The organism is Phaeobacter sp. CAU 1743 (assembly GCF_039839315.1).
GTDB classification, from domain to species: Bacteria; Pseudomonadota; Alphaproteobacteria; order Rhodobacterales; family Rhodobacteraceae; genus Phycobacter; species Phycobacter gallaeciensis_A.
Window position 1 is genome coordinate 1 of the sequence record NZ_JBDOQR010000098.1, and the last position, 12,624, is coordinate 12,624.

Below are 12,624 nucleotides of genomic sequence, written 5' to 3' on the forward strand. Positions count from 1 at the left end.
GCAAAGATCAAGGAATTCAGAGCCATAGCGACCCGCTACGAAAAGACAACGTCCAGCTACGCCGCCAATTGGCATCTCGCGGCTGCCATCATCGCCTCACGATGAATGTCCACAGACCCTAACATGATGCATCGCCTGACGTCGTCTGCTTGCGGGGCGGCGCGGCTGGAGGGGCCATTTTACCATCCTTGATCGCTGCCGCACACCATCGGGCGCGGAGCGAACAATAGGGGGGCATATGCTCAAAATATAGCCGCATTTTGCCATTTTGACGCTGGGTCTTAGCAATTGACAGGGGAAAAACATACTCAGTAGTCTGTTTTTAGACGCCAAGGGTTTCCGCCGCTTGAGGAGGCGCAGCGAAAACCCAGTAAAATAAGGCGCATATGCCCGGCAATGACCGGGTCAGGAACCGCTCATGACGGGCGGGGGGAGGAAAATTTGGAAGTATTGCAGCTCCTGGTCAGCGGGCTCGCGAATGGCTGTGTCTACGGCCTGATCGCGCTCGGATTTGTGCTGATCTACAAAGCGACTGAAGCGGTCAATTTCGCTCAGGGCGATTTCATGATGCTGGGGGCATTTGTGACCCTTGGCCTTACCAACGCAGAATATATGGACCTGCCATTCTGGGTCGCAGCACCGCTGGCGATTTCGATCATGGCGGTTCTTGGCTATCTGCTCGACTTTTTCATTCTGCGGCACCTGTTCGGGCAGAGCCAGACTGCGGTTGTCATCCTGACCATTGCGCTGGGCTTTGTGCTGCGCTTCGTGGCTGGTCTGATCTGGGGGCACGAGCCGCAGACATTGGAAAGCCCGCTTGCACTGGGCGATCTACAACTGGGCGGCGTCGTGCTGGGCATGGCGGATGTCGCGGTGATCGTGGTGACCTTCCTGCTCACATGGTCGCTTTACCAGTTCTTCCAGCGCACCAAGCTGGGGCTTGCCATGCAGGCGGCCAGTCAAAACCAGATGGCGGCCTATTTCATGGGCATCCCGGTGCGCCGGGTGCAGGGCCTGATCTGGGGGCTGGCGGGCGCAACCGCTGCCGTTGCCGGGATCCTCTTTGCCTCCAAGGGCGCCATTGATCCCAACGCCGGCCTCTTGGGCATCAAGGCCTTTGCGGCGGCTGTCATCGGCGGCTTCGGCTCGCTCCCCGGCGCGCTGGCCGGTGGTCTGATCGTGGGTGTGATCGAACCCTTCGCCGCACGTTATCTTGCGGCGGGCTATTCGCAGATCGCGCCTTATGCGCTGCTTCTGGCGGTGCTGGTGTTCCGTCCGCACGGCCTGTTCAGCCAAGTCCGAGTGAAGAAGGTCTGATCCCATGCGCATTCATTTCAAAACCACCTATGAACAGGATATCCGCCTGTTCCCCGACATGTGGACGGCCTGCGTTTATGGCCTTCTGATCCTGATTGCCTTTGGCCTGCCGTTCCTGATCAACGAGTTCTATATCGGCGAAGTCACCAACGTGCTGATCTGGGCGATTGCCGGTCTGGGTTTGATGCTGCTAACCGGTCAGACCGGTCAGGCCAGCCTTGGCCATGCGGCGTTTCTGGCCATCGGCTGCTATACCAACACGATCCTGATCGAACAGGGGCTGCCGTTCATTCTGGCTTTCCCGCTGGCCGGCGTCATCACCGGGATCGTCGGCGCCGTGATCGCCATTCCGGCCCTGCGGTTGCACGGGATCTATCTGGCGATTGCGACCATTGCCCTGTCGATCCTTGCCGATGACATTATCGTCCTGCTGGAGCCCTGGACTGGCGGCGTGTCGGGCAAGTTCCCGGACATGATCACCATTTTCGGGTTCGAGATTGAACGCTGGTCGATGCCGACCCGGTTCTACTATCTGGTGCTTGTCGTCACCATCATCTGCACACTGTTCTACCGCAACCTGCTGCGCTCGCCTTTGGGCCGTGCCTTTGCTGCGGTGCGTGACAGTGAGGTCTCGGCGACTGCTATGGGCGTTCACATTGCACGCACCAAGGCGACCGCCTTTGGCCTGTCGTGCATGATCACCGGCTGGGCTGGTGCGCTGATGGGATACTATGCGGGAACTTTCAACAACGAGACCTTCTCGATCGTGATTTCGATCACCCTGCTGATGATGATCGTGATTGGCGGCCTCGGCTCCATTCACGGGGCCTTCTTCGGCGCAGTTGTGGTGGCCTTCCTGCCCCAGGGTCTGTCGATCCTCAAAGACAGCGTGATCGGTGGCGGCGTCGCCATCCCGGGGCTGGAAACCGGCGTCTTCGGCATGATCCTGATCCTGTTCATCCTGTTCGAACCCATGGGCATCTACGGCCGCTGGCTGAAGATACGGACTTGGTTCGAATTGTTCCCCTTTGCGCGCAAGGACATGTTCCGTCGCCAGAAAACCTACCTGAAGACGGAGCGTTTGAGATGAGCCTTTTGGAGATCAAGAATGCAACGCTGAAATTCGGTGGCGTTGTGGCTGTGAACGATCTGTCCTTCTCGGTCGAGGAAGGCGAGGTCTACGCCATCGTCGGCCCGAACGGGGCAGGGAAGTCGACCGTGTTCAACCTGATTTCGCGGTTCTACGAACCTTATGCGGGCTCTTTCACCTTCGACGGGCAGAACCTGCTGGATCGCAAACCGGACGAGGTGGCGGATCTTGGCATTGCGCGGACCTTTCAGAACATTGAACTCTTTGATCACGCGACGGTGTTGCAGAACCTTCTTGTGGGGCGGCACCGCCACCGCAAGTCCACGCTGATCGAAGAGCTGTTCTTTGCGCCGCGTGTGCGCCGCGAAGAGCACCGCCACCGCGAGGCCGTGGAGGAGGTGATCGATTTCCTCGACCTGCAGCCCTACCGGAACAAGATGATCGCTGGCCTGCCATATGGCGTGCGCAAGGTGGTCGAACTGGGCCGGGCGTTGGCCTCGGGGCCGCGGCTCTTGTTGCTGGATGAACCTGCCTCGGGACTTTCGGTTGAGGAAACGCAGGACATGCGTTGGTGGATTGATGATATCCGCAAACAGATGGGGATCACCGTATTGATGGTGGAACATGACATGGGGCTGGTCTCTGGCGTGTCCGACCGCGTTCTGGCGCTGGCGGATGGGGCCAAGCTGGCCGAAGGCACCCCGGCTGAGGTGCAGTCGAACCCGGCCGTGATCGAGGCCTATCTTGGCGCGGGGGCTGTCTGATGGGAGAGCCTTTGCTGGAAATCAAGAACCTCGAGAGCTTTTACGGGCCGATCATGGCAATCCGGGGCGTGTCGCTGAAGGTGGACAAGGGGCAGATCGTCACCGTTCTGGGTGCCAATGGCGCCGGGAAATCCACCCTCCTGAAAACGATCTCGGGCATCATGGATCCTGAAAAGGGCGAAGTGCTGTTCGATGGCAAGCCGATTCAGGGGCAGGAGCCGCACAAGATCGTCAGTCAGGGCATCGTACACGTGCCCGAAGGCCGCGAGGTCTTCCCGCTGCTGACGGTGAATGAAAATCTGAGCCTTGGCGCTTACACCCGGTCGGACAGGGCCGAGATCGAAAAGGACCGGGAGATGGTGTTCGACTATTTCCCGATCCTCGCCGAACGGCGCGACCAGGAGGCCGGGACGCTGTCCGGCGGCCAGCAGCAGATGCTGGCGATCGGGCGTGGGCTGATGCTGCGGCCCAAGATCATGCTGCTGGATGAACCCAGCCTCGGCCTGTCGCCGCTTCTGGTGCAGGAGATCTTTGCCATTCTGCGGCGGCTCAACGCCGAGGAACACGTGACCATGATGCTGGTGGAACAGAACGCCCGCATCGCGCTGGAACTGGCGGATGTGGGCTATGTGATGGAGATCGGCCGCATCGTGATGGACGGCACCGCCGACCGCCTGATGCAGTCCGAGGACATCCAGGCCTTTTATTTGGGCCACCAGGAAGAAGGCCAGCGCGGAGAGAAACGCTGGAAACGCAAGAAGACGTGGCGATGAGGGGGGAAGGGATGAACATGCAAAACCTTGGACAGACCGCACACCCGCAGGTGGTTCTCAACGGCGTTTCGTTCAACGCAGAGCCGGGCCAGCGCCCGGTGTTGGTGGACGGCTGTGACACCATCGTGAAACTGTTTCAGCTGCGTTGTCAGGCGCTGGGCGACCGAACTGCTCACCGCGAAAAGGATATGGGCATCTGGAAAGCCTATTCCTGGAACGATTACTGGGATCACGCGAAATGGATTGGCCTTGGCCTGATGTCGCTGGGTCTGAAACGCGGCGAGGTGGTGTCGATCTTAAGTGAGGACCGGCGCGAATGGCTTTACTCCGACCTGGGTATTCAGGGTGTCGGCGGGATTGCCTCTGGCGTCTACACCACGGACTCTGCCTCGCAGCTGGCCTATCTGGTCAATGACAGCGACAGCCGGTTCCTGTTTGTCGAAAACGACGAACAGCTCGACAAGTACCTTGAGATCGCCGATCAGGTTCCGGGGCTGGCCAAGGTCATCATCTATGAACGCGAAGGGCTGCATGATCTGGATCATGAAAAATGCCTCTTCATCGAGGATCTGTACGAGCTGGGTAAAGCCTATGAAGCGCGCCATCCCGGCACCTTCGAGGCTGAAATTTCCAAATCCCAGCCCGAGGACACGGCGCTTCTGATCTATACATCGGGCACCACGGGCATGCCCAAAGGCGCTATGCTCAGCAATGAGAATATCCTTGCCTCGACCGAGGCAGGGGCGCGGGCGCTGGAAGTCTACAAGACAGACGATCAGCTGTGTTTTCTGCCGCTGTGCCACATCCTTGAACGCAACGTGTCGGTCTATTTCCCGCTCGCGGCTTCCAGCACGGTGAACTTCGCCGAAAGCCCGGAAACCGTGTTCGACAATATGCAGGAGGTCTCTCCGGCGACCTTTTTCGCGGTGCCGCGGGTCTGGGAAAAGATCTACTCCCGGGTCCTGGTTCTGGCGCAGGAAGCCACGCCGATTGGACGTATGGCCTTCCATCAGGCGGTCAAGGCCGGGCGCAAGCGGGCGCAATACGTGATGTACGGCAAGCCCGTCCCTTCGGGCGTGGCGGCGTCTTATGCCTTCTGGGATTTTGCGGTTCTGCGCAATCTGCGCCGGATGCTGGGCATGGACAAGATGCGCCGCGGCGGAACCGGCGCCGCGCCGATCTCACCCGAGCTATTGGAATGGTACTGGTCCATCGGTGTGCCGTTGATCGAAGGCTACGGCATGACCGAGAACGCCGGCCTGTCCACCATCAACACTTTCGACACCAACGCGCCGGGAACGGTGGGGCACGCGGTGCCTGGGGTCGAGGTGCGTATCGCGGAAGACGGGGAGATCCAGACCAAGGGGCTCAACAACTTCCAGGGTTACTGGCGCAACAATGAAAAGACCGCCGAGACCTTTACCACCGATGGCTGGCTGCGCACGGGTGATGTCGGCAGGCTGGATGACAAGGGCAATCTGACCATCACCGGCCGGATCAAGGACATCATCATCACCGCAGGCGGCAAGAACATCACCCCGGCCGAAATCGAAAGCCGGTTGAAGTTCAGCCACTATATCTCGGATGCGGTGGTGATCGGGGACGGGCGCAAATATCTCACCTGTCTGATCATGATCGATCAGGAAAATGTTGAGAAATTCGCGCAGGACCGCAAGATACCCTTTAGCGACTTTGCATCGCTCTGTGCCGCGGAGGAGGTGGTACAGCTGATCGGAGCAGAGGTCGAAGCTGTGAACCGGGACTTTGCACGGGTCGAACAGATCAAGGATTTCCGCCTGATCAACGTTCTTCTGACGGCCGAGGACGACGAGTTGACCGCAACGATGAAACTGAAACGCAGTTTTGTGGAGAAGAAGCACAAGGCACTAATCGACGACATGTACTAGCGGCGGCGACAAGGAACGCCGGACAGTTATTTAGGGAGGAAGCGAAAATGAAAAAACTGACATCTGCGCTGACGATGGCGGCTGTAGCCCTTGCCGGGGCCACGGCGGTTCAGGCTGACACTCAGGGGGTTACGGACAGCGAAGTCGTAATCGGCTCGGTGAATGACCTCAGCGGTATCTTTGCTGCGGTGGGCGTGCCGGCGGTCAATGGCGCCAACCTGCGCTTTGACGAAATTAACGCCGCAGGCGGTGTGCATGGTCGCCAGATCAAGTTCGTCGTCGAGGACAACGGCTATCAGATCCCGCGCGCGATGCAGGGCTACAACAAGCTGCTGAACCGCGACAAGGCCTTTGCCATGCTTCTGTCGCTGGGCACACCGATGAACGTGGCTGGCTTCAAGCTGCTGGACCCCAAGGGCATTCCGAACATCAGCCCGCTGTCCGCCGCGCGTCAGATGCTTCAGGAACCGATGCACAACAAATTCATCGGCTTCTCCAGCTACTACGATCAGGTGCAGGTCGGGGTGAAATATCTGGCCGGTGAATTCGATGCCAAGGAAGTCTGCTCGATGTATATCCCGTCGGATTTCGGCAAGGAAATTCAGGAAAGCACCGAGGATGTAAGCAAAGAGCTGGGCCTGACCTATGCGGCGGAAACCTCGCACAAGCCGGATGAGCTGGATTTTGTCGGCTCGCTCACAAAGCTGAAGTCCGCTGGCTGTGACGTGGTGACACTGGCGCTGGGCGTGCGGCAGGGCATCACCGTTGTCGGCACTGCCAAGAAACTGGGCTGGACCGATGTGAAATTCCTCAACACGTCGGCCGGGTTCCTTGATGTGGTTGCTGCCGTTCCCGGTGGTGTGACCGATGGTCTTTACGCGGCGGCTGGCTGGGTCAGCCTGATCGCCCGCGCCGAAGATCCGGTGCCGGCCGAATTCATGAAAGCCTATGAGGAAAAGTTCGGTCAGCCGGCCGGTGGCTTTGCCATGCTGGGGTATTCCGCAGCGGATACGGTCATTCGCGCGCTTGAGGCCGCGGGGCAGGATCTGACACAGGAAAGCTTTATCAAGGGGATGGAGAGCCTCAATTTCTATGATGAGCTGACCGATAGCAAGATCACCTATGCGGCTGATGATCACCGTGGTGCGGACGATATCGTGATCTCGGTTGTCGAAGATGGCAAATGGAAAGAACTGAGCCGCCAGTAACGCGCGCTCTTTAGTTATTCTGATATGAACCGGTGCGGGGTGACCCGCGCCGGTTTTCTGTTTGTCAGCCGCGTCTGTTTTTGCCCGGTGTTCTGCGCCCGGCTTTACATTGCCAAACCCCAAATTATATAAATTCGCGTACGTGAATATAACTGTGCCATGGCGGCCGGATATTTGCGCAGATGCATTATTGGGAGGCAGGTGCAATGGGTGTGAACAGAAGAGAATTTCTGCAAGGGGCAGGGGCCAGTATGGCGTTGGCAGGATCCGCTGCTGGTATGGCATCGGCGGCTGCAGCCTCGGGCGGCGATCAGCTGATGATTGGCGATATGTCCCTTCAAACCCTGTCTGATGGCAACCTTGTGCTGCCTCAGGGGTTCCTGTTTCCCGAGCAGTCGCCAGAGCAGCTGATGCCCATCCTGACACGGCACGGCGTTGCCCAGGATCCGATGGAACCTCCGCTGAACGTCACGCTGATGCGTCAGGGCGACCGTGTCGTGCTGTTCGATGCCGGTTCCGGCCCGGCCTTCCAGGCCAGCGCAGGGCAACTGCCCGCCGCGCTGGAGGCGGCGGGCGTATCCCCCGAGGACGTCACCCATGTGGTGTTCACCCATTGCCACCCGGATCACCTGTGGGGCGTTCTGGACGATTTCGATGATCCTCTGTTTGCCAATGCCGAACATTTCATCGGACAGCAGGAATGGGATTTCTGGTTCGACCCCAGCACCATTGACACGATCGGCGAGGCCCGCGCTACCATGGCCGCCGGGGCGCTTCGGCGGATGGAGATCCTGGAGGACCAGATCACCCGGTTCCGCGATGGCGAAGAAATCCTGCCCGGTGTCGCGGCGCGGGCGACCTATGGTCATACGCCGGGCCATATGTCCTTTGAACTCAGGTCCGGCAGCGAGAGCGTGATGGTGCTTGGCGATGCCATCGGCAATTCCCACGTGAGCTTTGAAAGGCCCGATTGGCACGTGGGATCCGACCAGGATGCAGCCATGGCCGCTGCCGCCCGCATGAGCTTGCTGGATCAACTGGCTCACGAGCAGACGCGGGTGATTGGCTACCATCTACCAGAGGGTGGTTTGGGGCAGGTCGCGCGCAAGGGTGACGGTTACCGGTTTATCCCGTTGTAACTTGCCTCCTTGTAAATTTGGCCTAAGTTAAACTATATTTTTAAGAGAAGCCGCGCCCAGCGTCGTCTGGGGCGCGGTTAAAGGTGGAAAATCCGAATTTTTCGGAAAAAATCCAGCTTATTGGCTTGGCGGCAATTCATTCCGTTACTATTCCTATGCGTGTTTAAAGAAACTTGATACATGTAAATTTCAATTCAATTATCTTTATTTATTTGAAAAGGTGATTTTTCACTACATCTTTGCGTCGCATTGTTGTAATTTGATCCTGCGATCACGGTCGATTAGGTGGATTAATGTGTAATTTGATCAAGTTGAATCAGTTCGGCGCGTTCGGTGTATTTCTGTCGGATGGTAGCAGCGTACCCCTAGGGGCCAAGCATCAGGCCTTGATGGCCCTTTTGGCGACCTCAGCATCGGGTATCCGAACAAGAGCATTTTTAGAACACACTTTGTGGAGCCTCGCTCAACCTGAACAAGCAAAGGCCAGCCTGAGGACGGCATTATCGACGCTAAAACGCCATCTGGGACCGGAAGCGGCTCAGGCGATCACAGCTAACCGGGAACGCGTTACTCTGGACCTGTCACGGGTGGAGTTCATTGAGCCCGAGGATCAGGCCGAGTTCATGGAGGGTTTCGAACTGCCGCATGAGACCCGGTTCGAAAGCTGGCTGGCCCAGATGCGCGCGGACTTCGAGGCAAAGCAGACAGGGCAGCCCACCGGCGGCGCTGGGCAAATCGGGCAAACCGGTCGGGTGCAGTATAATGATCTTCTGCCTCCAATCGCGGTCTTGCCCTTCGTGCAGCACACCCCGGGCGAGGACACCTCGCCCCTGGGCTCATTGCTGTCCGAAGAACTGTCTCGCTGCCTTGCACGCAGTCAGGCTTTCACCGTGACATCTTATCTGGCCTCGCGGCAATTCGACCCGAACCGGATCCGCCCGATCGAGGTCTCGCAGGTGGCTGGGGTGAACTATTTGGTGTCTGGTGTGGTGCATGTGCGCGGGCAGATGATGAATGCGGATATCGAGTTGCACGATGCGGTGCGCGAAAAGGTGATATGGTCGCGCAGCTTCCAGGGGCCGTTGTCGGACCTGATGGCGGGACAAAGCGCGGCCCTGAGAGATGCCACGCGCCAAATCGGTCAAACGGTTGTGGGCGAATCGATCCGCCTTATCGGATTCAAGCCGCTGGCAGGGCTGGAGGGGCACACGCTGTTAATGGGCGCGATTTCCCTGATGCAGGACATGAACCCCGCTTCCTTTGAAAAGGCACGCGAAATTTTGAACGTGCTGCTGAGCCGGGCCCCGCAGCATCCGCTTGCTCTGACATGGATGGGGTTCTGGCACGTACTGCGGATCCAGAAGGGTTTTTCCAATGATCGACAGCTTGATATCCATCTTGCGGAACAGCTTGCGACCTCGGCGCTCAGCGCGGATCCGTCTTTCTCGCTGGCGCATACGCTGCAGGGCGTGATTTCCAGCCATCTGCTGTTCCATTTCGATCTGGCGCAGACTTCCTATGATCTGGCTTTGAAGGACAATCCAAACGAAGCCTTGGCCCTGCTGCTCAAAGGTACCACCCGGGCCTATCAGGACCGCCCGGACGAGGCGGTGCAACTGACCGATGCTGCGCGACGGCTGTCCCCACTGGGGCCGCAACGCTATTATTTCGACGCGGAATCCGCAGTCGCGAACCTGACCGCACGGAATTATGGGCGTGCGATCGAGCTTGCGGATCGGTCGCTTGAGGCAAATGCCTCCTATCCGACCAGTCTGGGGACCAAGGCCATTGCTTTGCAGATGTCGGGGCGCACCTCCGAAGCCCGCGATACGGTTCAGGATCTTCTGAAGGCCGCGCCAATGTTCAATATGAGCCGGTACCACAACTACACGCCGCTTGCGGCAGGACCCGCCGGAGAGGAATGGGGGCATGCGCTGAAAATGGCGGGTGTCCCGGACTGATACCTCTCTGATCCAGAGCGCTACGCTGAAGCGAGGGGAGGCCCTTGCTGCCTGCCACCCGGCAAATCTGTGGGTCTCTGTTCATCGGGGCGGCGCTTTTGTGGGAACCGCCTTGTGTCTGTGGCCGTCTTGAGGCTCCTTGTCTGTCAAAGGTCCGGGCCGACGTCGTTCTTCCGGGCTGACACAGAAAATGGAGCCCCATCATGAAAGCCGTCGTTTACCGCGCCTTCGGACCTGCCCAAGAGGTCCTGTCCCTTGAAACCCTGCCAGCACCCGAACTTGCCTCTGGCGAGGTACGCGTCGCGCTGGCCTATTCCGGCGTCAATCCTTCCGATGTCAAAGCGCGGGCCGGAGCACGGGCGGGCGTAACCGAACTGCCCTTTCCCGCAATCATTCCTCATAGCGATGGCGCGGGCGTCATCACCGAAGTCGGCGAAGGCGTGGATCCGGCGCGGGTTGGGCAGCGGGTCTGGATCTGGAACGGTCAGTGGCAGCGCGCCTATGGCACCGCCGCAAGCGAGATCTGCCTGCCGCAGGAGCAGGCGGTACCCATGTCTGACACGGTCGATTTTGAAACCGGTGCCGCGCTTGGCATTCCGGGGCTGACCGCCTGTCATACCGTGTTCTCCGGTGGCGAGGTTTCCGGCAAAACCGTTCTGGTGCAGGGCGGGGCAGGGACCGTAGGTCTTCTGGCTGTACAATTGGCCAAATGGGGCGGTGCGCGGGTGATCGCGACCTGTTCCGCAGCTGCGCGAGACCGTGTTCTGGCGGCCGGGGCCGACGCGGTGCTGGATTACAGCGCTACGGACCTCAGCGACCAGATCATCGCTGCAAATCACGGCCAGCTCGTCAATCTGATCGTCGAGGTGGAGTTTGGCGCCAACGCCGAGGTGGACGCGGCAGTGATCGCCCCGAACGGCCGGATCACGGCCTATGGCTCGGCAAAGGCGATGCAACCCGCCTTGCCCTTCTATCCGCTGATGTTCAAGGCGGTCACGTTGGAGATGGCTCTGGTCTACCTGCTGACGCCGACCCAACGTGAGGCGGCGATCGCCCGTTTGAATCGCGCCCTAGAGACTGAGGCCCTGTCGGTTCCCGTGGCGAAAATCTTTCCTCTGGCCGAGGCCGCCACAGCGCATGAAGCCGTTGAGGGTGGTGATCGCAAAGGCGTGATTTTGCTGCAAACTTCTGAAAATCCAATGAAATAAGGGGCGAGAAGGGGGGGCGTCTGCGGTGTTGGAAAAAGGATGTCAGATTTTTTCAAAAACCCTCTTGCACCCCCCCGCAACTAACTTTAGACAGCGCCTCACCGATGGGGTGTAGCCAAGTGGTAAGGCAGCGGTTTTTGGTACCGTGTATCGTAGGTTCGAATCCTACCACCCCAGCCATCGGCCTTCTCCTTAAGAAATAAGGCATCCGGCGGGCCTCATAGGCCCCAGATCGCCCCAGTTACCGCCCCAGTTGGTTTGCACGTTGGCTGGTCGCTGACGAGGGCGCGGCTACCATGGTCTGAGTGGGGCTAACCTTTCCTCTTCCCTTAGGCTGGGGTAAGGGGAGGGAATAGGTATAAGTAATGAATAGAAAGCGGAGGAGGAGACCCCAGGTTCTTCCTTCCTTACCTGAAGAAAGGGAGACCTATGGGAGACATAGAGAACCCCTGGCACTCCCGCCCGATCGACGTCCACCGCTGGTCAGACCATCCCGAGGTTGCGGGGCTCTGTGACCGGATCTGGGACGAGTACCTGCCGAGCGACCAGACGTCGGGGCCGAAGCCGAAGACTGCCTTCACTGTCGCACTTGGTTGATGTCGAACGGTTCAACGGGCCGACCCGTCCGCTGTTCATGCTCAGCCATCCGTTGAAGATAGCCCTCTGACCGGGGAGTTTGCCGCCAGATCACGTAGTCTCGGACATGCTCAGCCGTCGGGTCCTGCTCATCCAGACCAAAGAACTGGTTCGCTGTGGGCAGGGCCGCTCCCGCAACCGCCTCGGAGGCCTCCGCCATCACCCGCTTCAGCTCCCCGACACGGGTGAAGTCGATCAGATAGCTGTCATGCACCGATAGGACCGGGACGCCCTGATCGCAGAAGTGCCGATGAACCCACTCAGTGATCTGACCGTCCAGATTCATCAGTCTGATCCCGTGGTCCTTGAACAGCAGCTCCGTCAGATGCGGGGACTTCTCAAGGAAAGCCGCGAGAAGAACCTCAAGCTGATCATTGGTCAGCGTCTTGCCAACATGCCCGGTGGGAAAGCCGTCCCTCACCCCTCTGAAGGCAGCGTCCTTGGCCCCTGCATTGATAGCCGTCAGAACCAGTCGCTTGATCAGTTTGCGTTGCAGGTCGTGTCGCGAATGCTGTGGAAATTCCCTGGCGGCGCGCTCCGGGCATGTGAAGGGTCGGTGTTTTAGGCTGCGAGGTCAAGGGGCATGGGTTCGAGGGGCTGAGAGAGGGTTTCCCAGCCGTC

The 12,624-nt window shown here is 59.1% G+C and carries 11 protein-coding genes, 1 tRNA gene and 1 pseudogene; 12 read left to right on the top strand and 1 reads right to left on the bottom strand.

The genetic code is table 11. The features are described 5' to 3' along the window. From AAFO90_RS22615 to AAFO90_RS22670, 12 genes and pseudogenes are all read left to right on the top strand, one after another. Positions 1-105: pseudogene (locus AAFO90_RS22615) on the top strand (IS5/IS1182 family transposase); the annotation flags it as partial. A 336-nt stretch (positions 106-441) separates the two neighbouring features. After that, positions 442-1,317, top strand: coding sequence for a branched-chain amino acid ABC transporter permease (locus AAFO90_RS22620; protein ID WP_065273757.1), 876 nt, complete (start codon positions 442-444; stop codon positions 1,315-1,317). A gap of 4 nt (positions 1,318-1,321) precedes the next feature. Then, complete coding sequence (locus tag AAFO90_RS22625) at positions 1,322-2,407, top strand: branched-chain amino acid ABC transporter permease (protein ID WP_065272843.1); 1,086 nt, start codon at positions 1,322-1,324, stop codon at positions 2,405-2,407. Continuing rightward, the gene (locus tag AAFO90_RS22630) at positions 2,404-3,171 is read left to right on the top strand and encodes an ABC transporter ATP-binding protein (protein ID WP_065272844.1); all 768 of its coding nucleotides are present in this window, start codon (positions 2,404-2,406) and stop codon (positions 3,169-3,171) included. The genes AAFO90_RS22625 and AAFO90_RS22630 overlap by 4 nt, the downstream gene beginning before the upstream one ends. After that, on the top strand, positions 3,171-3,944 hold the full coding sequence (locus AAFO90_RS22635) for an ABC transporter ATP-binding protein (RefSeq protein WP_065272845.1): 774 nt from the start codon (positions 3,171-3,173) through the stop codon (positions 3,942-3,944). Before AAFO90_RS22630 ends, AAFO90_RS22635 begins: the two co-directional genes overlap by 1 nt. Positions 3,945-3,961: 17 nt before the next feature. Further along, on the top strand, positions 3,962-5,851 hold the full coding sequence (locus tag AAFO90_RS22640; protein WP_274836040.1) for a long-chain fatty acid--CoA ligase: 1,890 nt from the start codon (positions 3,962-3,964) through the stop codon (positions 5,849-5,851). Positions 5,852-5,898: 47 nt separating this feature from the next. Further along, positions 5,899-7,059, top strand: a complete 1,161-nt coding sequence (locus tag AAFO90_RS22645) for an ABC transporter substrate-binding protein (protein WP_274868908.1) — start codon at positions 5,899-5,901, stop codon at positions 7,057-7,059. Between the two features lie 278 nt (positions 7,060-7,337). Next, positions 7,338-8,198: an MBL fold metallo-hydrolase gene (locus tag AAFO90_RS22650; protein WP_237028386.1), complete on the top strand. Its 861-nt coding sequence runs from the start codon at positions 7,338-7,340 to the stop codon at positions 8,196-8,198. A gap of 293 nt (positions 8,199-8,491) precedes the next feature. Then, positions 8,492-10,159, top strand: a complete 1,668-nt coding sequence (locus AAFO90_RS22655) for a transcriptional regulator (RefSeq protein WP_347510871.1) — start codon at positions 8,492-8,494, stop codon at positions 10,157-10,159. Positions 10,160-10,362: 203 nt separating this feature from the next. After that, complete coding sequence (locus AAFO90_RS22660) at positions 10,363-11,367, top strand: NADPH:quinone reductase (RefSeq protein ID WP_347510872.1); 1,005 nt, start codon at positions 10,363-10,365, stop codon at positions 11,365-11,367. Between the two features lie 105 nt (positions 11,368-11,472). Then, a tRNA-Gln gene (locus tag AAFO90_RS22665) sits at positions 11,473-11,547 on the top strand. Positions 11,548-11,796: 249 nt separating this feature from the next. Beyond that, positions 11,797-11,964: a hypothetical protein gene (locus AAFO90_RS22670; RefSeq protein ID WP_347510873.1), complete on the top strand. Its 168-nt coding sequence runs from the start codon at positions 11,797-11,799 to the stop codon at positions 11,962-11,964. On the opposite strand, the gene AAFO90_RS22675 is transcribed toward AAFO90_RS22670, so the two are convergent. Next, positions 11,945-12,424: a hypothetical protein gene (locus AAFO90_RS22675; protein WP_347510874.1), complete on the bottom strand. Its 480-nt coding sequence runs from the start codon at positions 12,422-12,424 to the stop codon at positions 11,945-11,947. The genes AAFO90_RS22670 and AAFO90_RS22675 overlap by 20 nt on opposite strands. Positions 12,425-12,624: the final 200 nt, after the last annotated feature.